We start from the raw sequence: 21,525 nt of genomic DNA on the forward strand, positions 1-21,525 counted from the left end.
CCGCGCTCACCCGAGTCCGTTTCGCTCGATCACCTCGGCGTACCAGCGGGCGCTCTGCTTGGGCGTGCGCCGCTGGCTCGCGTAGTCGACGTGGACCAGGCCGAAGCGTTTCGCGTAGCCCTCGGCCCATTCGAAGTTGTCCAGCAGTGACCAGTAGAAGTACCCGCGCAGATCCACTCCCGAACCGATGGCCTCGTGCGCCGCGCGCAGGTGCGAGTCGAGGAACGCGGTGCGGTCGTGGTCGGCGACGGCGCCGCCGACCAGCTCGTCCGGGTACGCGGCACCGTTTTCCGTGACGTAAAGCGGGATCGCGCGGTAACCCTGGTGCACGTCCAGCAGTGTCGTGGTGAGGCCGGCGGGCTGGACCTCCCAGCCGGAGTCCGTGCGGGCGGCCGAACGGTCCGGAACGAAGTGCACGTCCGGGGCGCCGAGCCATTCCGGCCCGGCCGGGGTGCTGCCGTGCACCGGCGTCCCGGACACCCGGTAGCCACGGTAGTAGTTCACGCCCAGCCAGTCCGCGGGCGCCGCGATGGCCGCCGCGTCACCGGGACGGACGAGCGACGCGAGACCGAACGGCGCCAGGTCGCCGAGCAGGTCGGCCGGATAACCACCGGCGAGGACCGGATCGAGGAACAGCCGGTTCTGCAGCCCGTCGATCCGGCGGCACGCCTCGGCGTCGGCCGGGGCCGCCGGATCGGCGGGCCGCACCGGGTACAGGTTGAGCGTGATGCCCGCGGGCACGTCGGGCGCGTGCTGCCGGATCACCTCCAGCGCCAGGCCGTGCCCGAGCAGCAGGTGGTGGGTCGCGGCGACGGCCGCGGCCGGGTCACGGCGACCGGGTGCGTGGATCCCCCCGGCGTAGCCCAGCATCGCCGCGCACCACGGCTCGTTGAGCGTGGACCAGCTCGCGACGCGGTCGGCCAGCCGCGTCAGCACGGTCTCGGCGTAGTCGGCGAACCGGAAGGCGGTGTCCCGCGCGGTCCAGCCGCCGGCTTCCTCCAGCGCCTGCGGCAGATCCCAGTGGTACAGCGTCGCCCACGGCTCGATCCCCGCGTCCAGGAGCCCGTCGACCAGCCGGTCGTAGAACGCCAGCCCGCGGGGCTCCGGCGCCCCGCCGTCCGGCCGGATACGCGGCCAGGACAGGGAAAACCGGTACGCCCGCAGACCGAGGTCGCGCATCAGGCCGATATCTTCCCGGTAGCGGCGGTAGTGGTCGGCCGCGGGCTCGCCGGTGTGCCCGCCGGCGATCGCGCCCGGGCGCCGGGCGAAAGCGTCCCAGACGGACTCGGTGCGCCCGTCGGCCGAGACAGCCCCCTCGATCTGGAACGCCGCGGTGGCCGCGCCCCAGACGAAACCCTCCGGAAACCTCAGCACGGCCTGGTCCCGGACCTGCTCGGGATGTGCGGTCATGACCACCCTTTCACGGCACCTCGCCGGATCCCCGCCACGATTCCTCACTGGGAGCGCTCCCAGCCTGTGGCAGTGTGAGCGCCGTACTGAGCACTGTCAAGTGACCCGGACTATCCAGGAGCGCTCCCGGACGAGCTATGCTCGCCGTGACCGGAAGTGAGGGATGCCGTGATGGCTCGGGCGGAGGACGGCGCGCGGCCGACGCTGGAGGACGTCGCCGCGTTCGCCGGCGTATCGCGGTCGACCGCGTCGCGGGCGCTGAACGAGGACGAGTACGTCAGCGCCGCCTCGAGGGAGAAGGTCCTCGCCGCGGCGCGCGACCTCGGCTACTCGCCGAACCAGGCGGCGCGGTCGCTGGTCACGCGGCGCACGGACGCGATCGCGGTGGTCCTGTCCGAGCCCGAAGCGCGGCTGCTCGACGATCCGTACCGCACCGCCGTCATGCGCGCGGGCTACCGCGAACTGGCCGACATCGGCCGCCAGATGGTGCTGATCTTCAGCGACACCACCGAGGATCTCCGCCGTACCGTGCGGTTTCTGGAAGGCGGGCACGTCGACGGCGCCCTCGTGTTCGCGCCGCACCGCGCCGATCCGCTGCCGAAAGCGTTACGGCTGCTGAAGATCCCGGTGGTGTTCGGCGGGCAGCCCGCCGGGCTGAAACGCGGCGCGCACGTGGTCGACTTCGACAACGAGAGCGGCGCCCGGCTGGCCGTGGAGCACCTGCTCGCCGCCGGGCGGCGGCGGATCGCCACCGTGTCCGGGCCGCAGGACCAGAACGCGCCGATCGACCGTCTCGCCGGCTGGCGCAAGACCCTGCTCGACGCCGGGCTCGACCCGGCCGGCCTGGCCGAGGAAGGCGACTTCACCCTCGCCGGCGGCGCCAACGCGATGTCCGCGCTGCTCGAGCGGGCCCCGGACGTGGACGCGGTGTTCGTCGCCAGCGACATGATGGCCCTCGGCGCCCTGCGCACCCTGGAAGGCGCCGGGCGCCGTGTGCCCGAGGACGTCGCACTCGTCGGCTTCGACGACAACGTGACCCTCGCCCCCGCAATGACGCCTCCGCTGACGTCGGTACACCAGGACCCGCGCGAGCAAGTACGCGCGATGGTCGCCATCCTGACCGGGCTCGTGGACGGCCAGGCCCCCACGCCACAGCGGCGGATCCTGCCGGTGTCGCTGACGGTGCGTGCGTCCAGCACCTGATCGCTGCTCGGCGCAGCGCCGGATTCCCGGAGATCACAGAGCGCGGCAGAGGCGTGCCGCGTCCAGCATCGCCGCGTGGACGTTCCTGCTCGCCACCGCGTCGCCGATGCGGAAGAGCTGCCAGTTCCGGTCCGCGTTGCGCACGATCTTCTGGCTGCGCAACGCAAGCAGGTCGGCGACGTCCACCGCTCCCCCGTTCGCCGACCGTTCCGCCAAGCCCTCGTAGACCTCCGCGACCGGCTCGGTGCCCATTTCGGCGACGACGCCGTCGTAGGTCCGGTGTTCGCAGACCTTCGAACCGTCCATGCGGAACTCCACCTCCAGGCCGGCCTCGGTCCTGCGGACGCCGTGCAGACGCCGGAGCACGGTCACCGGCACGCCCGCTTCGGCCAGTGCTTCGAAGTAGGTGGACGCGGTGATGCCGCCGACGTCCGGGGAAACCGTGCGCTCGGGTGTGACGATCTCGACCTGCGCTCCCCCTCGTACCAGCGCCTCCGCCGCGTCGAGTGCCTGATTGCCGCCATGGTCGTCGTACACCAGGACGCGCCCTCGTGGGTGGCGGACGCCGGTCAGCACGTCCCAGGTGTCGAGCACCAGGTTCGCGCCCGGTACGCGGGGTGCGGCCGGGGTGCCACCGGTCGCGACGATGACGACGTCCCAGTCCTCCTCGCGCAGCGTTGCCGCCTCGACGTAGGTGTTGAGCGACACCGGAACTCCCAGCCGTGCCAGTTCGTCCTGCCGCCAGTCGATGATCCCGCGGAGATCTCGCCGCCGGGGAGCCAGCGAGGCCAGCAGCAGCTGCCCGCCGACCTTGTCGCCTGCCTCGTACAGCTGGACTTCGTGACCCCGTTCGGCGAGCACGCGGGCGGCCTCCAGCCCGGCGGGCCCGGCGCCGACCACCGCGACGCGCTTGCGCGTTTCCGCGCGGTCGATGCGGTGCGGTAGCTCGAGTTCACGTCCGGTCGACGGATTGTGGATGCAGTACGCGGCACCGGACTGGTAGATGCCGTCGATGCACATGCCCGCGCCGACGCAGGGGCGGATCCGGTTCGCCTGCCCCGCACCGACCTTGGCCGGCAACTCGGGATCGGCCATCAGCGCGCGAGTCATGCCGACGAGGTCGAGCAGTCCCTCGGCGATCGCGTACCGCGCGGTCTCCACGTCCGCGATCCGGGCCGCGTGCATGACCGGCACCGCGACCTTCCGTTTGATCTGCCCGGCGAATTCCAGGTGCGGAGCGGCCGGGGTGTGCATCGGCGGGATCACCCTGGCCAGGCCGGCTTCGGTGCTGATCGACCCCCGGATCAGGCTGAGGAAGTCGATTCCCGCGGCGGTGATGTCCTCGGCGACGCGCAGCGCCTCGCCGGGTTCGAGACCGCCGTCGCGTTGCTCGTCGAAGCTCATGCGCACGCCGACGACGAAGTCCGGCCCCACCGCCTCCCGGACCGCCCGGATCACGCGCAGCGGATAGCGCATCCGGTTCTCGTAGGAGCCGCCGTACTCGTCGTCCCGGTCGTTCCAGAACGGCGACCAGAACGCGTCGAGCAGGTGCCCGTAGGCCATCAGCTCGATGCCGTCCAGGCCCGCGGACCGGCATCGCTGGGCGACGGCCACGAAATCCTGCAGCACCCGGTCGAGGTCCCACTGCTCGGCGGCCTTGGTGAAGGCACGGTGCGCGGGCTCGCGGACGGTGCCGACCGAGACGGCGGGCAGCCACTCACCCGCGTAGTTGCTCGTGCGGTGGCCCAGATGGGTCAGCTGGGTCATCACCGCGGCACCCTGGTCGTGGACCTCGTCGGCCAGCCGGCGCAGCAGCGGTTCCGCTTCGTCCTTCCACAGCTGGAGATTCCCGAACGCGGGTGCGCTGTCCCTGCTGACCAGGGCACTGCCGCCGATCATGGTCAGACCGGCCCCGCCGCGGGCCTTTTCCACGTGGTAGGCGCGGTACCGGTCGGTGGGCAGGCCGTCCTCGCTGTAGGCGGGCTCGTGCGAGGTGCTGACGATGCGGTTGCGCAACGTCAGTCCCTTGAGGGTGAACGGGCTCAGCAACGGGTCCGGGGCGGTCACATCGCACCTCCAGTGAAACTCGGGCGTGCCGGGTCAGGCGTCGATCGCCAGGTCTTCGAGCGGTTTCGAACAGCAGGCCAGGACCTTGTCCTGCTTGATCTCCCGTGGCCGGATCCCGCCGGCATGCTGCATGTCGACCCGGCCGGACAGGAGGGTGAGCTTGCAGGTACCGCACATGCCCTCCCCGCACGAGGAGGGCAGGGTGAGTCCCGCACCGGCCGCCGCTTCCAGCACGGTCGTGTCCGAGTCGCATTCGACCGTCCGCCCGCTGCGCCGGAAGTCCACCCGGTGCTTGGTCGCGGTGCCGGCCGGCGCCGAAGTGGCCGGCGCCGCCGTACCGAACACGAAGGATTCCTCGTGGCACCGCCGCCGATCGGCCCCCGCCCGGCCGAGCAGTTCGCGCACCGCGGCCATGTACGGGGGCGGTCCGCAGGTGAAGACTTCCCGGCCGAGCAGGTCCGGTGCGGCTTCCCCCAGCGTCGCCATGCTCAGCCGGCCACGCCGGCCGTGCCACTGCTCACCCGGGGAGTCGTTCTCACACAGGAACACCACCGAGGTACCGGACTCCGCGGCCAGCGCTTCGAGTTCGGCACGGAAGACGAGGTCGTCGGGCGTGCGTGCGGAATGGACGAACACGACATCGGCCGGGTCCCCCGTGGCGCGCAGGGTGCGCAGCATCGACATCGCCGGGGTGATCCCGCTGCCCGCAGTGAGGAACAGGTACTTGTCCGCGGGGTGGATCGTGGAACTGAACTGCCCGAACGGCCCGGACGCGCCGATCACGTCCCCCGCCCGCAGGTGGTCGTGCAGCCAGTTCGAGACCACCCCGCCCGGTACGCGTTTGACCGTGATCGTCAGGGTTTCGGGCCGGGTCGGCGGTGACGAGATCGTGTAGCAGCGTTCCCTCCGCTCGCCGTCGATGAGGAAGCGGAAAGTGAGGAACTGCCCGGGAAGGAAGTGCAGCCCCGCCCGCTCCGGCAGTGCGAAGGTGAAGCTCCGGACGTCGTGGGTGACGTCGGTGACGCCGGTGCAGGTGAGGTAGCCGTCCAGTTCGCCGACGCGGAACGGGGCGCCGGTGCCCGCGTGGTCCGGGGCGGCAACGGGTGCGGTCAGCATGTCGGTCATCGGTTCGCGTACTCCTTCAGCCGCTCGATGTACCAGGCGACGAATTCCTCGACGTCGGTTTCGGTGGGTGCGTACGGTCCCGGCGAGTAGGCCGGATCGCGGACGCCGGCCTGCGCACGGGCCACGAACGCACCGTCCTGGGCGTTGGTCTGGTGCCAGACTTCGGTGAGCGTTGCCGGGTCGTAGTCGACGCCTTCGACCGCGTCGGCGTGCACGAGCCAGGTCGTGCGGACGAGAGTCCGGTCGGCGGCCAGCGGCAGCACCGAGAACGTGACGATGTGGTCACCGAGGAAGTGGAACCACGAGTTGGGCTGGAAGTGCAGCGACAGCCGGCCCATCCGGGGCGTGTCCAGGTCGCCGAGCAGGATGCGGGACGCGGCCCGGCCGTCCCGGGTGTAGGACTCGCCCGCGCCGTCCAGCGCCTCGCGGCGCACCCGGAATCCGGTCGGCCGTCCGGACAGCTCCGAGATCAGCGCGTACGGGAACCCGCGCGCGTCACACTCGCGTTCCAGCTCGGATGTCGCCTCCAGGTAGCGGCTGTGGGCGGGCAACAGGCGCTTCGGGATCTCGTCGTCCGCGTAGCCGTAGGTCGGAAAGAACGTGCAGGTCAGCTCCGGATGGCCGGCCTCGCAGTGGTAGCACTCGCGGTTGTTCTCCATCACGAGCTTCCAGTTGGCGTGCTCGATCAGGTCCTCCTGGGCGGCGACCTTGGTGGTGCGCAGCTGGTGGGGCGCGAGGTACGGCGTGATCCGCGCGGCGACGTCGTCGAAATCGGCCGGCGGGTCGGCGGCGAGGCACACGAAGATCAGCCCTTCGACCGAGCGCACGGCGACCTGTTTCAGGCCGAAGCAGCTCTTGTCGAAGCCCGGGGCCTGCTGCCCCGCGTGCATCAGCGTCCCGTCTGTGGAGTAGGTCCACTGGTGGTAGCCGCACACCAGGTTGCCGACCGACCCGGCGGCGTCGTGGAGGATGCGCGAGCCGCGGTGCCGGCAGACGTTGTGCAGCGCGCGCACCTGCTCGTCGTCGTCGCGCAGCACGATGACCGAATACGGCCCGACGTCGATGGTCACGTAGTCCCCCGCCTCGGGGACCTCCGCCTCGGTCGCCACGAAGATCCAGTGCCGGGAGAAGACGGCCGCCAGGTCGAGGGCGAGGAACTCGTCGCTGACGTAGAACGGCGCCTCCAGTGCGTGGCCCGGCAGCCGCCGAGCCACGAGTCCGGCAGTGTCGCGGCGTTCGCTCGCCGGCTCGGCCAGTGCGGTCACGGTGTCCTCCTCCGGTCGCTGAGGTGGCGTTCGGCAGCCGCGCCGCAACGCTTGTCTGGAGTGTGACCCCACCCACTTGCGAAAAGAAGCGCATGTTCCCGCAGATAACCGTGCACAATAACCGCATGATCGATCGACGGCTGAACGTCCTGCGCGTCGTCGCCGCGTGCGGCGGGGTCACGGCCGCCGCGGAGGCGCTGAACTTCTCCCCGTCGGCGGTGTCGGCGCAGATCCGTTCCCTGGCCACGGATCTCGGGGTGCCGCTGCTCGAACAGGACGGCCGGGGCGTCCGGCTCACCGAGTCCGCCCGGATCCTGCTGGCGCGTGCCGTGGACCTGCACACCCTGTGGGAGGAGATCCGCAGCGAGCTGGCCGACACCGATCCGGACCAGGTCAGGTCGCTGCGGCTGTGCGGATTCTCCACCGCCGCGGCCGCGCTCCTGCCCTACGTGGTCACCCAGGTGCGTGCGGCGTATCCGCTGTGCGCGGTGCGGATCATCGAGGCCGACCCGGAGGACTGCTTCGAACTGCTGCTGCGGGAGCAGGCCGATCTGGCCGTCGTCGTGGCGACCGCGGGGATTCCCCCGCGCACCGACACCCGGTTCGACCAGGAGTCCCTTCTCGACGATCCGCTCGACCTGCTGGTTCCCGCCGACCATCCGCTCGCGGACCGGGCTTCGGTGCTGCTGAGCGAAGCCGCCGCGGAATCGTGGATCATGGACCGTCCCGGGCGGCCCCACCACGGGCTCGTGCTGACCGCGTGCGCCAACGCCGGCTTCACCCCGTCGATCGCCCACGAGTCCTCGGAATGGGACACCGCGGCCGCGCTGGTGGGTGCGGGTCTCGGGGTCGCGCTCATCCCCCGGCTGGCCCGCATCCCGACCGGGGACCGGATCGTCCGGGTCCCGCTGCGCGGCGATCCCACCCCGGCGCGGCACATCCTGACCGGCGTCCGCCGCGGCAGCCGCCGGCAGCCGGTGATCGCCACCGCGCTCACCGCCCTCGAGGACATCGCGGGCCGCCGCACGGCGAAACCGGCACCCTGAACCACGCCCGAGCCGGCACAGCCCGAGTCAGGACCGCCCGAGCCGAGACCAGGACGGCAGCCCCGCACGAACCACGCCGCGAAGGGGATCACCACCGGCAGCGGAGCGCACGGACCGGAAACACCGTCACAGCGGTGCCGAGCCACACTTTCCTGGGGTCGCGCGGCGAAAGGGCGGTCCCGAGAGTCCGGAAGTAGTCCGCCGGGGAATGGTTTTTCGACGAGTCCACGGCGTTCAGGTAGCGGCGGTTCAACTCCTGATGCTCCGACCGGAGATTCCCGGACCGTCTCGTGGACAAGCTCTCCAGTTCGACGGCGATGCTGGATGCTCTTGTAGTTCGCCTCCATGGCGCGGCCGCGGGCGCCGTAGTTCATGCTCGACACCACCAGCGACGTCATCAGGGACAGGATCGCGAGCGCGACCATCAACGCATTGCCGCCCGCGCCGTACAGGGTGTTTTCGATCAGCAGACCGACCGAAGCGATGGTCGTGGAGGTGGCGAGTGCGATCAGCGAGCAATTCCACGCATTCTTCCGGAACATCAGCCTGCGGTGCGCCATGAGCCGCGCACGATAGGTCTTGTACGCCCGGTTCTCCAAAGTGGTGATCAGTCCCGGAAGCTGCCCGTCGGCCACCGCTTTCGCGACGCGATCCGGGGACGGCCGGACCATCGTGCGGAAACGAGCCATGTTTTCTCTCCCCCAGCCCGGTCGCCCAGGACCTGCGGGGACGCCCGCTTTCCGGCGCCCCGCGCGTCCGGAGTCAGGACCAGGTCACCGGCAGTGAATGCACCCCGTAGACCAGCATGTCCGTGCGCAGTGACACTTCGCCGGGGTCGAGCGCGAGGTGGAGATCCGGCAGCCGCGTCACCAGTTCGGCGAGGCCGACGCGCAGCTCCGACCGTGCGAGCTGCTGGCCGAGGCACTGATGCACACCGTGTCCGAAGGCCAGGTGCGAGGTCCGCGGGCGGGTCAGGTCGAGACGTTCCGGCTGTGGCCAGTGTTCGGCCGAGCGGTTCGCCTGTGGCACCGAGATCAGCACCGTGTCCCCAGCCGCGATCGTCGTCCCGGCAACGGTGATCTCCTCGGTCGCGACGCGCGTCGGTCCGATGTGGATGATCGACAGGTAGCGCAGCAGCTCGTCGACGCCGTTGTCGAGCACCGACGGGTCCTCGCGCACCAGCGCCAGCTGGTCCGGGTGTTCCAGCAGCGCGAAAGTGGCCAGTGCCAGCATGTTCGCCGTCGTCTCGTGGCCGGCGCCGAGCAGCACCGTCGCGATGTCGACGAGCTCCTCCTCGGTCAGCGCCGGCTCCGCGTCGCCGTGGATGAGGCCGGACAACAGGTCGTCGGCCGGGTGTTCGCGCTTGTAGGCCACCAGTCCGCGCATGAAACCCTGGATCGCCTCGGACGCCGCCTGGCGTTCCTCCTCGGGTTTGGTCAGGTTCAGCGCGACCGCTGTGCGCTCCTGGAATTCCGCGCGGTCGGCGTAGTCCACACCGAGCAGCTCGCAGATCACCAGCGAGGGCAAGGGCAACGCGAACGCCGGTACGACGTCACCGCTGTTTCCGGCCGCACGCATGGCGTCGAGGTGCTCGACCGCGATCTCCCGGATGCGTGCTTCGAGCTGCTGCATGCGCCGGACGGTGAACTGGCCGGTGAGCAGCCGGCGCAGCCGCGTGTGCTCCGGCGGGTCCATGAACAGGAACCGCCCGTCCGCACGCTGCGGCAGCTCGACCGGGCGCCGCGGCTCGCCGGCCTCCTCCGGGCGCAGGTCCATCGCCGTGCGGTGGCGCACGTTGTCGGAGCTGAACCGGGTGTCGGCGAGAATCGCACGCGCCTGCTCGTAGCCGGTGATCACCCAGGCGTGCGCGCCGTTGAGCAGCTCGATCCGCGACAGCGGCGCCTGGTCGTCGAGCTTCGCCAGCTCCGCCGGCGGATCGAACGGACACCTGCCGCGCCGCAGCATTTCCGGCGGGACCGGGCGGCGCATGGTGGGCGGTTTCGTGGTGGTCATCAATGTCCTTCCGGGTGGTGGCGCGAAGCGGTGAGCATGCCGGTGAGCGCGTCGGTGAGGGCTTCGCCGACCAGCGACCAGTCGGCGGCCGCCCCGGTGGCCGCCGCGACCCGCTCCTGCTCGGCGCACGTGTGGATCACCGCGACGCGCGCGGTTTGCCGGCGCAGCGCGGATTCCGCCGCCGGCAGCTCGGCCACGTGCTGCCACACCGCCGCCGAGCCGTCGACGAACTCCACCGCCAGCACCGGGTCGACGGCCTCGCTCACGTCGATCAGCGCCGGATCGGTCACGACCTGGGCCAGGAACCGGGCACACCAGCTGGGATTGCCGAGGCTCGCCAGGTGTTCGGTGTAGGGCAGCACCAGGCTGGCGACGTGATCCCGCGGACGCGCCGAACGCCGCGTCCGCCCCACCCGCTCGCGCATCCGCTCCGCGATCGGCTCGACGTGCGACCGCGTGATCGCCTGGATCAACGCCGTCCGGCTGCCGACGTGGTAGGCCAGCGCCGAGTTGTTCGCCTGCCCGGCCGCCTCCACGATCTGCCGGTTCGACACCTGCGCGAGCCCACGCTCAGCGAACAGGCGCTCCGCGGCCCGCAGCAGCAGTTCCCGGGTCGCCTCCGCCTGTTCGCGACGCGTATCCACGGCACGCTCCTCGTAAGACGATCTTCTTACTGTCCCGAGCGTAGCGCTAAGACACGCTTCTTACAACCACGCCCGCTGCCGGGACCGCCTCACGGAGCGGTTCCGGCAGCGGCTCCGCGTGGATCACGTGCAGCCGGCTCACCGCACGGGTCAACGCGACGTATAACCGTTGCAGGCCACGGGGTTCCGCGGCGACGATCCGCGCGGGTTCGACGACCACGACCGTGTCGTACTCGAGGCCCTTGGCGAGTGAGACCGGGGCCAGGGTGAGCCGCTCCGGATTCGGAACTTCTTCGCCCAGGACTGTGTGAGCGAGCGCGGCCGCGACGAGTTCCCGGTGCAGCGCGGGAACATCCGCGTCCGCACTGAGGACGCAGACGGACCCTTCGCCCGCCAGCGCGCTCTCGCAGGCCTCGACGATCGCAGGAGTGCGCTCACGCACGCCGGTGCCGGTCACGCGGAGCGAGTCCTCGCCGGGCCGGAAGGACGTCGGGCCCGTCAGGTCCGGGGCGAGGTGCGGGAGCAGCCGGGCGGCGAAACCGAGCACCTCGGCGGGGACGCGGTAGCCGCGGTCGAGGACTTCGATCGCGCCGTCCGGCCGGTTGAGCCGGGTCAGCACCTCCGGCCAGCCGCGCACCGCGGACGGGCTCGTCGCCTGGGCCAGATCGCCCAGCACGGTGCACGCGCCGGCCAGCCTGCGGGCGATCGCACGCAGGTGCATCGGGCTGAGGTCCTGCGCTTCGTCGACCACGACGTGCCCCAGCCGGACCGGACGACCGAGCAGACCCGCAACCTCGTCCACCAGTGCCAGGTCGAGCGTGGACCACGGCATCGATCGCATGCTGCGCGGCCGCGGCGCCACGACGATCGCCCGCTGGTCCTCCGCGGAGAGCACGCCCGCCGCCACGCCGGCCAGTTGCACCGGATCGGTGAGCAGCTCGAAGACCAGGCGCCCCGGATCGACCACCGGCCACAGCCGGCGCAACGCCTGGCCGATCCCCCGGTTCTTGCTGAGCTGCGTCAGCGTGGTGCTCGTGCCGGAGGCCCGCTCCATCCGGCGCAGCACCAGGTTGGCCAGCCGCTGCGCGTACAGCTCGCGACCCGCACCGTAGGTGGTCCCGCGCTCGAGCACAGCGGCGAGTTCTTCGGCCTGCTCGCTGACCGGCACGCGCCAGATGCGCTGTTGGTGCCTGACCTCGATCTCTTCGTCCGGCTCGCCGATCCGCGCCCACAGGTGCCGCCGGAGCACCTCGGCCATCGCCGGGCCGCCCTTGACCCGCGCCGCCCGCGCGTCGTCCACCCGCGAGACCTCGAGGCCCGGTCCGGTCAGGTCGTCGATGGTCAGCTGGACGACCTCGACCTCCCCCAAAGCCGGCAGCACGTTGTGGATGTAGGCGAGGAACGCGCTGTTCGGCCCGATCACCGCCACCCCGCCCTCCTTGCGCAGCCGCTCACGCTCGGCGAAAAGCAGATACGCCAGGCGGTGCAGGCCGACCGCGGTCTTACCGGTGCCGGGCGCGCCCTGGATGCACACCGTCTCGTCCAGCGGCGCCCGGACCAGCCGCATCTGCTCCGGCTGGATCGTGGCGACGATGTCCCGCATCGGTCCCTGCCGGGGTCGTTCGATCTCCCGCGTCACCAGTCGGCTCGCGCCAGGGGAAACCGGCGCGCCCTCGATCGGCTCGTCCTCGAAAGCACTGAGCAGGCCTGCCTGGTCGAACCCGTACCGGCGGCGGACGCGCACACCCATCGGCTCCAGTGGCGAGGCCTCGTAGAACGCGCGCGAAAGCGAGGCACGCCAGTCGATGACGACGGGCTCGCCGTCGGCGTCGCGCACTCCGCGCCGGCCCACGTAGAGGAGGTCGCTGTCCTCGGTACGCGTGTGCGCGAGCCCCGTACCGTCCGGATCCGCCGTCTCCGGACGGTCGTCGAACACCTCACCCGCCGCGTAATCCAGCCGGCCGAAGAACAGCGGCGCATCATCGAACCCGGACAGGTCGGCGACGGTCTTCTTCCGGAACTCCCGCAACGCGTGGTTGAAGTACTTGTCCACCACCGCGTCGCCCTCGGCCGCGCCGCGGTCGAGCATCGCTTCGGCCTCGCCCCGCATCCGCAGCAGCTTCGCGCGGCACAGCTCCATGAACTCCCGCTCCGCGCGGATTTCCGGCGCGGCACCACCCGTCTCCTCTATATAGTCCACTTGGACTATATTAGCCGGATCAAGTCCGGAAGGAGCAAGCGTGCGTACTCTCACCGCACTGGGCCTGACCGTGCTGCGGCTGCTCGCCGACGCACCGTCGCACCCTTACGAACTGCGCCAGCAAATGCGGGAACAGGGTCTCGACCAGTTCGTGAAGGTGACCCACGGCGCGCTCTACCACACAGTGGAGACGCTGGCGAAGGAAGCGCTGATCGAGCCGGTCGCCACTCTGCGCGAGGGCAAACGCCCGGAGCGGACGGTGTACTCGATCACCGCAGCCGGCCGCGAACTCGCCCGCGACCGGCTGCGGGCGCTGCTGGTCAGCCCGGCTGCCGAGTATTCGACGTACGGCACCGCGCTCGCCTGCCTCTCGCTCCTGAGCACCGAAACCGCGGCCGAGCGGCTCGAGCGCCGGTGCGTACTGCTCGAAGGCCAGCTCGCCGCGTCCCAGACCGAATACGACGCGCTGCGCAAACACGGGATGCCCGCGGTCGCGCTCGTGGAGATCCGGCACCTGCAAGCCCACCAGCGCGCCGACCTCGACCTCACCCGAGCGCTCGTCGACGAGATCCGCGGCGGCCGGCTCGACTGGCAGCCGCTGGGAGCGGACCCGGCACCGGAGGACTGAGCACAACCCGGGACGTCCGGACGATTACCTGCCCACCGTCGGGGAACCCCGGCCTGTCGACGACGCCTTCGCGGCCGGCCACCTCGCGGAACGGGAGCAGGGATGACCACTACCGCTGTCCGACCGAACCTCCGCGCGGGCATAGCCGGCATCGCGGTACTTGCGGCGCTGTTCATCGCCGGACTGCTATGGGCGAAGTGGATCCCCTACGCGGGCAAAGCATCCACCGTGGCTGACACGCGCACGTGGTCCGGCGGGGCGATCTTCGCGAAGGCAGGCGCACCCGGTTCCGCGCCGTCGTGGTCCGGCGCGTGGCAGTTCACCGTCGCGTACTTCCAGTCCGTGTGGCCTGCCGCGGTGGTCGGTCTCGTGCTGGCGGCGGCTGTCGACGCGCTGGTGCCGAAGACGTGGCTGCTCGCCGCGCTCAACCGTCGATCGCGGTTCGGGCAGAGCCTCGCCGGCGGCGCGGCCGCCCTGCCCGGCCTCATGTGCACCTGTTGTACCGCACCAGTCGCCGTGGGCCTGCGCCGGCGCGGGGCCACAACGGCGGCGAGTCTCGCTTACTGGGTGGGCAACCCGGTGCTCAATCCGGCCGTGCTGGTGTTCCTGTTCCTGGTTGCGCCGTGGCAATTCGGGGTGGTGCGCCTGATCGCCGGCGCACTGCTGGTGTTTGGGGCGACCGCGCTCGTGGCGCGCGTTGCCCGTCCGCGCCCCGACGCGGAGATATCAGACGAACCGACGCGCGTGCGCGACCTGCCGTCGCGCTACCTGCGTTCGCTGATCCGTTTCGCTGTGGTCTTCGTTCCGGAATACCTGGTGGTGGTCCTCCTGGTCGGAGCGCTGAGTGGCTGGCTGTCGGACTTCTCCGGCCTGACTGCTCGCCTGGGCGTCGCGGCAGTCGCCGTGTGCGCCGTCGTCGGCACCCTGCTGGTGATCCCGACCGGCGGCGAGATCCCGGTGGTGCTCGCCCTCACCGCCGCCGGCGCCTCCCCGGGGACGGCGGGGGCGCTGCTGATCGCGCTGCCCGCGCTGAGTCTGCCGTCGATGGTCATGGCCGGCCGGGCGTTGTCGTGGCGGGTCACCGTCGCGATGGCCGGGGCAGTGATGGCGGCCAGCGTGCTTTCGGCGGTACTGCTGAGCGTGTTCTGACCGGCTGCGGAATTTCCTTCCCTGAACGAGTGCTCGGTGCGAGAATCACGCGACTCAGGCGAGGCGAGAGGACGCATCCGGTGGGAACGAAGGACCAGGCGGCCGAGCAGGACCTGAAACCGGCGCTGCGCCAGCGGCACGTCCGGATGATCGCGCTGGGCGGGATCATCGGGGCCAGCCTGTTCATCGGCAGTGGCGCGGTGATCCACACCGTCGGCCCGGCGGCGGTGCTGTCCTACGCCGTCGGCGGGCTGCTCGTCGTGCTCGTCATGCGGATGCTCGGCGAGATGGCGACCGCCGCCCCCACGCTGGGCTCGTTCATGGAGTACGCGCGGGATTCGCTCGGCGGCTGGGCCGGCTTCACGATCGGCTGGCTGTACTGGTACTTCTGGGTCGGCGTGGTCGCGTTCGAGGCGGTCGCCGGGGCGAAGATCCTCGAGGGCTGGCTTCCTTCGGTCCCGCAGTGGGTGTTCTCGCTGGTGCTGATGCTGCTGCTCACCGCGTCGAACCTCGCCTCGGCCCGGTCGTTCGGCGAGACCGAGTTCTGGCTGGCCTCGATCAAGATCGCCACCATCCTGGTGTTCCTCGTCCTCGGCGTGCTGTTCGTGCTGGGCCTGTGGCCGCACGCGACGTTCTCGGTCGGGAACATCGCCCAGGACGGCTTCGTGGCCAACGGGTGGTTCGCCGTCCTGCACGGGGTGGTGATCGTGATCTTCTCCTACTTCGGCACCGAGATCGTCACCATCGCCGCCGCCGAATCCGACGAGCCCGCGGCCGCGGTCCGCCGCGCGACCTCCACGATCGTCTGGCGGGTCATCATCTTCTTCGTCGGCTCGGTGGCGCTGCTGGTGATGATCACCCCGTGGCGGCAGGTGCCGAGCGAGACCAGCCCGTTCGCCGCGGCGTTCGACCGGTTCGGCATCCCGGCCGCGGCCACGATCGTCAGCGCGGTCGTGCTGACCGCCGCGCTCTCGGTGCTGAATTCCGGACTGTACACGGCTTCCCGCATGCTCTTCGCGCTACGCCGGCACGGCTGGGCGCCGAAGTGGATCGCGGACACCAACTCCCGTGGCGTGCCGTGGAAAGCGATCCTCGTGTCCACTTTGGTCGGTTACGTCGCGGTCGTGATGAGCTACGTCTCCCCGGACAAGATCTTCTACTTCATCGTCAATTCGGCCGGCGCCGTCGCGCTGTTCGTGTACGCCATCATCGCCGGCTCGCAACTGCGGATGCGCCGGCGGCTGGAAGCCGAGGCCCCGGACCAGCTGAAGCTGCGAATGTGGGGATTCCCCTGGCTCACCTGGGTGAGCCTGGTACTCACCCTCGGCGTCGTCGCGTCGATGCTCTTCGTCGACGCGGACACCCGCTCGCAGCTGTACCTGAGCCTGATCAGCCTCGTGGTGATCCTCGGCGTGTACACGCTGCTCGTACGCCGGCGTGCCGGCGCGCAGCGCTAGCTCGTGAGTCGCTCCGACCTGTCCGCCTTGGCGAGCCGAACGACGAGTTGTTCCGGTGGTGGCTCGAGCATGGGAGCAGAAGACGTCGGGACGACGTCGATCCGTGTCGCGGTTCTCGACGATGCGGACAGCATCGCCCGTGTGCACGCGACGTCCTGGCGGGAGACTTACGGCCGGCTGGTGGCAGACCCGGACACCAACCCGTGGTTCGACGTCGGGCGGCGCATTCGGATGTGGCGCTCGAACCTGCAGGACGAATCGTTCACGGCCGACGTCGCCGTCGCCGTCGACGGAACCGGCGTTGTCGGGTTCGCCGCCGCCCAGGCCACGGCCGACCGGGACGCAGTGCGTCCCGAGGAGCTGACCATGCTGTACGTGCTCGCCCGCGCTCACGGCAGCGGGGCCGGGCAGTCGCTGCTCGACGCGGTGCTCGCCGACGTCCGGCCTCGCTGTGGGTGGCGGCGGACAATCCGCGCGCTCGCGCGTTCTACCGACGCAATGGCTTCGAACCTGACGGCGCCGAGTCGACGTTCGGGCCCGTCGGCGCCACGGTACGACTCGTCCGCTGAGCACCGTTCGCCAACCCGCCCTAGATGAGTGATTCCGTGAAGGTCGTGTGAAGTGGCCCCGAGTGTGGGCATGAGTGGAGGGTGCTCATGATCATTTTGTGAAGAACGACCTGAACACCCTCCTGACGGCACTGTACGTGCTCGTCGATGACCATGTGGTGCTGCCCCGGACCGGCCGGGGACGGCGCCCACTACTCACGGACAGTGAGTTGATCACGCTGGCCACTGCCCAAGTGTTGCTGCGGTATGACTCCGAGCGCCGATGGATTCGCCATCTTCATGCCGACTCCCGGTGGCGTGAATGGTTTGCTCATCTTCCTGGGCAGTCCGGCTACCACAAGCGGTTAAAGGCATCAGAACCGTTGCTGCGCAAGACCATCCTGGCCCTTTCCCTGTGCTGTCCGTCCTGGTTTGACGACATGTGGATCACCGATGCCACCCCGGTGCCGTGCGGGATGTCCCGGGAAACCGTGAAGCGCTCCGACCTGGCCGGCCACGCCAGTTACGGCTACTGTGCGTCACACTCTCGGTGGTATTGGGGGCTCAAGCTTTACCTCGTCTGCGCCGGCGACGGCATGCCGATCATGTGGTGCCTGGCCAACCCGAAACTCGGCGAACGCGAGGTCTTGGCCGCCCTGCTCGAGCACAACCACCACCTCGTTCGTGACGGCCAGACCCTGTTGGCGGACAAGGGTTTCGCCGGCAAGGAATTCAAGAAGCTGACCGCGGCGATGGGGCTGGAGTTGCTGCGCCCGGACCGCAAGGACGAGACCTACCGCAACGGCAACCTCGGCGGTGTCCGTCAACGGATCGAGTCGGTCAACCAGACCCTCAAGGGCCAGCTCGACCTCGAAGCCCACGGCGGACGCACCCCCGCCGGAGTGTTCACCCGCGTCGCCCAACGCCTGCTGGCCATGGCCGCCGGCATCTGGCACAACTGGAACACCGGCCTGACCAGCAAACGATCACTCATCGCCTACGACCACTAACACTAACTTCACGGAATCAGCCGTCTAGCAGTTCAGTGAGACGTCCGCGCCCGCGGTGAACGACACGTGCACGTGGTCGTAGTGGTTCGCCGTCGTGCCGCCGCGATCCTCCATGGTGGACCAGCCGTCGCCGTCGTTGTAGCGCTGGCGCCAGATCACGTACTTCACTCCCAGTTCTTCCTGGTGTGCCAGCACGTAGGCGGCCAGGTCGTTGCCGGTTCCGGTGTCGACCATGAAATCCAGCGCGAGGCCGGAGGGGTGGTCGCTGGCGTTGCTGCGGCCCGCCCGGCCGCCGACGTCGTCCACGTCGAACTTGGTCAGCAGGTAGTTGCCCGCGCGGGCCGCGTCCGGCCGCGCACCGGCCAGAGCGGACGAACACGCCTTCGCCGCCGGACTGGTTTTCGTCGTGCTGGGCGGGGAAGTGGCGGTCCTCGTCGTCGAGGTCGGGGTACTCGACGACGAGGACGCCGGGGGTGCCGAGGTGCTCGGCGCGACCGGGGTGGCCGAGGATGGGGACGGCGGCGTGCTGCTCGACGGCCGCACCGCGCTGAGCGCGAGGGTGTCGGCCGCGGGCGCGCTTTCGGCCAGCGGGCCGGAGGTCAGCCAGACCGCCGCCGCCATGCCCAGGGAACCCACCGCACCCACGGCGGCCGGGAGCCGCCAGGATCTCGATCCGTCCCGGTGTCTGCCGGACATCTCGTCACATCTCTTCTTCACTCGGGGAACGGGAACCGCCAGGTCGGGGCTGCGGTTCCCGCGAACCAGCGCCGACGTTACGAAAAGGACACGGCCATGTCACCGTCAAGTGACTGTCCACACAGATCAACTACCGTCTCCGCAGGTCAGGGGCGTTGAGTCGGGGTACGGAACGCGCGGGCACGCCCGCCGGGAACCGCGAAGTCCAGTATCCGGGCCGTCTTGACGCTGCCGCATTTTGGATCCAAACTCTTCGGCATTCCATCCACGGTTCGGAGGCGGCATGGCGTACTCGTTCCTCAGCCATCTGGAGTGTTCTCGCACCGGCGAGCGGTACGAGGCCGATCAGGTGGCCGGCACCTCGGCGGCGGGCGCTCCGCTGCTCGCGCGCTACGACCTGGAACGCGTCCGCGAAACCGTGACGCCGCGGGACATCGCCACGCGTCCGCCGGACCTGTGGCGCTACCACGAGGTGCTGCCGCTGCGCGAAGCCGGGAACATCGTCAGCCTCGGCGAAGGCATGACTCCGCTGCTGCCGTTGCCCGGCCAGGGCAAGGAACTCGGCGTGCCGAAGCTGCTGATGAAGGACGAGGGCCTGGTGCCCACCGGAAGTTTCAAGGCCCGGGGTGCCGCGGTCGGAGTCTCCCGCGCGGCCGAGCTGGGCGTGCGTGGGGTGGCGATGCCGACCAATGGCAACGCGGGCGCGGCGTGGGCGCTGTACGCCGCTCGCGCCGGAATGAAAAGCCTCATCGCCATGCCCGCCGACGCCCCGGCGATCACGATGAAGGAATGCGTGGCCAGCGGCGCCGAGCTGTACCGCGTGGACGGCCTGATCGGCGACGCCGGAAAACTCGTGGCCGCGGCCGTCGCCCGACGCGAGGGCTACCAGGAAGTCTCGACCCTCAAGGAGCCCTACCGGCTCGAGGGGAAGAAGACCATGGGTTACGAGATCGTGGAGCAGCTCGGCTGGCGGGTGCCCGACGTGATCCTCTACCCCACCGGCGGCGGGGTCGGCATCATCGGCATCCACAAGGCCCTGCTCGAAATGCAGGAGCTGGGCTGGATCGGCGAGAAGCTGCCGCGGCTGGTCGCCGTCCAGGCCACCGGCTGCGCGCCGATCGTCGAGGCCGTCAAGACCGGCGCGCGGGAGAGCGTGCCGTTCCCGGACGCGCACACGGTCGCGTTCGGCATCACGGTCCCCAAGGCACTCGGCGATTTCCTGGTTCTCGACGCGGTGTACGCGACCGAGGGCACCGCCATCGCGGTCACCGACGACGAACTGCTCGCCGCGCAGCAGCAGCTCGCCGAGCTGGAAGGCGCGTTCATCTGTCCCGAGGGTGCGGCCTGCTTCGCGGCGCTCGGTCAGCTGCGCGAGTCCGGCTGGGTCGGCGAAGACGAGGAGGTCGTGGTGCTCAACACCGGTGCGGGCATCAAGTACCCCGAGACCGTCGAGGTCGACGCGCCGCTGCTGGCCAAGGACGGCGTCATCCCCGGCTGAGGCGATCGGATCCGATCCTGTCCGGCGAACCGCAGGGAGTGAGCCATGCACAGACGTACCCGCGCCGCACTGGCGCTGCTGGCCGCCCTGCTGACCCTGGGCAGCGCCGCCTGCGGCATCGAACCGGCGAGCGCGGACCGCGGCCCGGACACCATCACGATCGACACCGCGAACTATCCGTCCACACTGGACCCCGGCAAGCAGTACGACACCGACACCTATTCGGTGTACCGCAACATCTTCGACCAGCTCCTGCGCCGCGATCCGAGGACGAACCGGGTGGTGCCGTGGCTGGCCACGAGTTGGCGGCAGACCGACCCGCTGACGTGGCGGTTCGCGATCCGTCCCGGGGTGCGGTTCAGCGACGGCAGTCCGCTCACCGCCGCCGACGCCGCGTTCTCGATCTCGCGGATCCTGGACAAGAAGTACGGCAGCCAGCAGTACGCCAACTTCTCCGTGATCGACTCGGCCGCCGCGGACGGTTCCGACCTCGTGGTCCGCACCTCGGTGCCCTCCCCCACGCTGTTGAGCTACCTCACCACGCTCTCGGTGGTCCCGCAGGCCTACGTGCGGCGGGTGGGCGACAAGCAGTTCGCCGTCAAGCCGGTCGGATCCGGGCCGTACCGTCTGGCCTCGGCGACGGCCGGTTCGCAGATCGTGCTCACCGCCAATCCGCGCTGGTGGGGTACGGCGCCGTCGATCCGCACCGCGGTGTTCCGCGCGGTGCCGAACGTGGCCAGCCGGGTCGCGGATCTGCAGTCCCGCAAGGTCGACCTCGCCACCTCGCTCACGCCCGACGCGGCCGACCAGATCCGCCGGGACCCGAAGCTGGCGATCCTGTCCACCCCGACCGAACGCGTCGCCTACCTCGCCTTCAACACCATCAAGGGCGGGGCCACCGACGACCCGCGGGTGCGAAAGGCGATCTCCCAGGCGATCGACTACGACGCGCTGATCAGGAACCTCCAGCGCGGCTATGCAAAACCCATCAACTCCATGGCCACTCCCCTGGCCTTCGGTTACGACCGGTCGCTCCCGGACAACCAGCACGATCCCGAGGCCGCGAAACGGCTGCTGCGGCAGGCGAACGCGGTCGGCGCAACGCTCGTGATGGCCACCTCGCCCTCCTTCGACCCGCAGGTGGTGCAGGCGATCCAGGGTGATCTCGCGGCGGTCGGGCTGAACGTCGAAATCCGCAACAGCGACCAGGCCACCTATCTCAAGAAGGTGCAGGATCCCGGGCACGACTGGGGATCCATCCGGTTCGGCAAGTGGTCGTGCTCGTGCCTCGACTCCGACGGGGTGATCTACCCGCTCTTCCACACCGGTGAGATCTGGAGCAGTTACACGAACCCGGAATTCGACACGCTCGTCGAGCAGGCCCGCGAAACCACCGATGTCGCTCGTCGCACCACGCTGTACCGGCAGTCGTTCGACCTGCTCGGACGCGATCTGCCGGGCATCGGGCTGTTCCAGTCCTACGCCGTGTACGGCGCGAACTCCCGTCTGCAGTGGACACCCGACGCGTCGGAAAGCCTGTTTCTCGACCGGATGAAGGTGAGCTGA

17 protein-coding genes and 1 pseudogene are annotated in these 21,525 nt (G+C 70.1%); 9 read left to right on the forward strand and 9 right to left on the reverse strand.

Features of this window, described 5'->3' with window-relative positions; all coding sequences use genetic code 11:
• Positions 1 to 6 precede the first annotated feature (6 nt).
• The gene (locus BJY18_RS06825; protein WP_184778661.1) at positions 7 to 1,410 is read right to left on the reverse strand and encodes a GH1 family beta-glucosidase; all 1,404 of its coding nucleotides are present in this window, start codon (positions 1,408 to 1,410) and stop codon (positions 7 to 9) included.
• A gap of 171 nt (positions 1,411 to 1,581) precedes the next feature.
• Here BJY18_RS06825 and BJY18_RS06830 point away from each other — a divergent pair, with 171 nt between their 5' ends.
• A complete protein-coding gene (locus BJY18_RS06830) occupies positions 1,582 to 2,613 on the forward strand; it encodes a LacI family DNA-binding transcriptional regulator (protein ID WP_184778662.1) in 1,032 nt (343 codons plus the stop codon).
• A gap of 33 nt (positions 2,614 to 2,646) precedes the next feature.
• Here the strand turns inward: BJY18_RS06830 and BJY18_RS06835 are convergent, their stop codons facing one another.
• The 3 genes from BJY18_RS06835 to BJY18_RS06845 are packed head-to-tail and all read right to left on the reverse strand — an operon-like array spanning position 2,647 to position 7,070.
• Entirely contained in the window at positions 2,647 to 4,680 is a 2,034-nt protein-coding gene (locus BJY18_RS06835; RefSeq protein ID WP_184778664.1) for an oxidoreductase, read from the reverse strand.
• 33 nt (positions 4,681 to 4,713) lie between these two features.
• Positions 4,714 to 5,805: an FAD-binding oxidoreductase gene (locus tag BJY18_RS06840; RefSeq protein ID WP_246458788.1), complete on the reverse strand. Its 1,092-nt coding sequence runs from the start codon at positions 5,803 to 5,805 to the stop codon at positions 4,714 to 4,716.
• A complete protein-coding gene (locus BJY18_RS06845; protein ID WP_312873763.1) occupies positions 5,802 to 7,070 on the reverse strand; it encodes an aromatic ring-hydroxylating oxygenase subunit alpha in 1,269 nt (422 codons plus the stop codon). Before BJY18_RS06845 ends, BJY18_RS06840 begins: the two co-directional genes overlap by 4 nt.
• Before the next feature lie 125 nt (positions 7,071 to 7,195).
• On the opposite strand from BJY18_RS06845, the gene BJY18_RS06850 reads away from it, so the two are divergent.
• A complete protein-coding gene (locus tag BJY18_RS06850; protein WP_184778666.1) occupies positions 7,196 to 8,116 on the forward strand; it encodes a LysR family transcriptional regulator in 921 nt (306 codons plus the stop codon).
• A 380-nt stretch (positions 8,117 to 8,496) separates the two neighbouring features.
• On the opposite strand, the pseudogene BJY18_RS37970 reads toward BJY18_RS06850, so the two are convergent.
• The 4 genes and pseudogenes from BJY18_RS37970 to BJY18_RS06870 form a co-directional block, all read right to left on the reverse strand.
• Positions 8,497 to 8,805 (reverse strand): annotated as a pseudogene (locus tag BJY18_RS37970) (hypothetical protein); the annotation flags it as partial.
• A 73-nt stretch (positions 8,806 to 8,878) separates the two neighbouring features.
• Positions 8,879 to 10,129: a cytochrome P450 gene (locus BJY18_RS06860; RefSeq protein ID WP_184778668.1), complete on the reverse strand. Its 1,251-nt coding sequence runs from the start codon at positions 10,127 to 10,129 to the stop codon at positions 8,879 to 8,881.
• Positions 10,129 to 10,773, reverse strand: a complete 645-nt coding sequence (locus BJY18_RS06865) for a TetR/AcrR family transcriptional regulator (protein WP_184778670.1) — start codon at positions 10,771 to 10,773, stop codon at positions 10,129 to 10,131. Before BJY18_RS06865 ends, BJY18_RS06860 begins: the two co-directional genes overlap by 1 nt.
• A 46-nt stretch (positions 10,774 to 10,819) precedes the next feature.
• Complete coding sequence (locus BJY18_RS06870) at positions 10,820 to 12,973, reverse strand: HelD family protein (protein WP_312873764.1); 2,154 nt, start codon at positions 12,971 to 12,973, stop codon at positions 10,820 to 10,822.
• Positions 12,974 to 13,013: 40 nt separating this feature from the next.
• On the opposite strand from BJY18_RS06870, the gene BJY18_RS06875 reads away from it, so the two are divergent.
• The 5 genes from BJY18_RS06875 (at position 13,014) to BJY18_RS06895 (ending at position 17,765) form a co-directional block, all read left to right on the forward strand.
• The gene (locus BJY18_RS06875; RefSeq protein ID WP_184778672.1) at positions 13,014 to 13,601 is read left to right on the forward strand and encodes a PadR family transcriptional regulator; all 588 of its coding nucleotides are present in this window, start codon (positions 13,014 to 13,016) and stop codon (positions 13,599 to 13,601) included.
• 102 nt (positions 13,602 to 13,703) lie between these two features.
• Positions 13,704 to 14,750 (forward strand): permease, encoded by a 1,047-nt coding sequence (locus BJY18_RS06880; protein WP_184778674.1) that lies wholly within the window; start codon positions 13,704 to 13,706, stop codon positions 14,748 to 14,750.
• Between the two features lie 146 nt (positions 14,751 to 14,896).
• Positions 14,897 to 16,207 carry an amino acid permease gene (locus BJY18_RS06885; RefSeq protein WP_184784468.1) on the forward strand — a complete coding sequence of 437 codons (1,311 nt, stop codon included), beginning with the start codon at positions 14,897 to 14,899 and terminating at the stop codon, positions 16,205 to 16,207.
• A gap of 69 nt (positions 16,208 to 16,276) precedes the next feature.
• Positions 16,277 to 16,804 carry a GNAT family N-acetyltransferase gene (locus BJY18_RS06890; RefSeq protein ID WP_221457602.1) on the forward strand — a complete coding sequence of 176 codons (528 nt, stop codon included), beginning with the start codon at positions 16,277 to 16,279 and terminating at the stop codon, positions 16,802 to 16,804.
• Positions 16,805 to 16,874: 70 nt separating this feature from the next.
• Positions 16,875 to 17,765 carry an IS982 family transposase gene (locus tag BJY18_RS06895; protein ID WP_184778676.1) on the forward strand — a complete coding sequence of 297 codons (891 nt, stop codon included), beginning with the start codon at positions 16,875 to 16,877 and terminating at the stop codon, positions 17,763 to 17,765.
• A gap of 24 nt (positions 17,766 to 17,789) precedes the next feature.
• On the opposite strand, the gene BJY18_RS06900 is transcribed toward BJY18_RS06895, so the two are convergent.
• The gene (locus BJY18_RS06900) at positions 17,790 to 18,461 is read right to left on the reverse strand and encodes a VldE C-terminal domain-containing protein (protein WP_184778678.1); all 672 of its coding nucleotides are present in this window, start codon (positions 18,459 to 18,461) and stop codon (positions 17,790 to 17,792) included.
• A 283-nt stretch (positions 18,462 to 18,744) separates the two neighbouring features.
• Between BJY18_RS06900 and BJY18_RS06905 the strand changes: the two genes are divergently transcribed.
• Together BJY18_RS06905 and BJY18_RS06910 are read left to right on the forward strand one after the other, a co-directional pair.
• On the forward strand, positions 18,745 to 19,959 hold the full coding sequence (locus tag BJY18_RS06905) for a threonine synthase (RefSeq protein ID WP_184778680.1): 1,215 nt from the start codon (positions 18,745 to 18,747) through the stop codon (positions 19,957 to 19,959).
• Between the two features lie 45 nt (positions 19,960 to 20,004).
• On the forward strand, positions 20,005 to 21,525 hold the full coding sequence (locus BJY18_RS06910; protein WP_184778682.1) for an ABC transporter substrate-binding protein: 1,521 nt from the start codon (positions 20,005 to 20,007) through the stop codon (positions 21,523 to 21,525).

This window comes from Amycolatopsis jiangsuensis (assembly GCF_014204865.1).
GTDB lineage: Bacteria > Actinomycetota > Actinomycetes > Mycobacteriales > Pseudonocardiaceae > Amycolatopsis > Amycolatopsis jiangsuensis.

What these genes read in the sequence shown, in the direction of transcription:
- BJY18_RS06905 (WP_184778680.1), top strand. Translation starts at nt 18,745, where the DNA reads ATGGCGTACTCGTTCCTCAGCCATCTGGAGTGTTCTCGCACCGGCGAG.
- BJY18_RS06830 (WP_184778662.1), top strand. Translation starts at nt 1,582, where the DNA reads ATGGCTCGGGCGGAGGACGGCGCGCGGCCGACGCTGGAGGACGTCGCC.
- BJY18_RS06840 (WP_246458788.1), bottom strand. Translation starts at nt 5,805, where the DNA reads ATGACCGACATGCTGACCGCACCCGTTGCCGCCCCGGACCACGCGGGC.
- BJY18_RS06825 (WP_184778661.1), bottom strand. Translation starts at nt 1,410, where the DNA reads ATGACCGCACATCCCGAGCAGGTCCGGGACCAGGCCGTGCTGAGGTTT.
- BJY18_RS06850 (WP_184778666.1), top strand. Translation starts at nt 7,196, where the DNA reads ATGATCGATCGACGGCTGAACGTCCTGCGCGTCGTCGCCGCGTGCGGC.
- BJY18_RS06890 (WP_221457602.1), top strand. Translation starts at nt 16,277, where the DNA reads ATGGGAGCAGAAGACGTCGGGACGACGTCGATCCGTGTCGCGGTTCTC.
- BJY18_RS06880 (WP_184778674.1), top strand. Translation starts at nt 13,704, where the DNA reads ATGACCACTACCGCTGTCCGACCGAACCTCCGCGCGGGCATAGCCGGC.
- BJY18_RS06900 (WP_184778678.1), bottom strand. Translation starts at nt 18,461, where the DNA reads ATGTCCGGCAGACACCGGGACGGATCGAGATCCTGGCGGCTCCCGGCC.
- BJY18_RS06860 (WP_184778668.1), bottom strand. Translation starts at nt 10,129, where the DNA reads ATGACCACCACGAAACCGCCCACCATGCGCCGCCCGGTCCCGCCGGAA.
- BJY18_RS06885 (WP_184784468.1), top strand. Translation starts at nt 14,897, where the DNA reads ATGATCGCGCTGGGCGGGATCATCGGGGCCAGCCTGTTCATCGGCAGT.
- BJY18_RS06910 (WP_184778682.1), top strand. Translation starts at nt 20,005, where the DNA reads ATGCACAGACGTACCCGCGCCGCACTGGCGCTGCTGGCCGCCCTGCTG.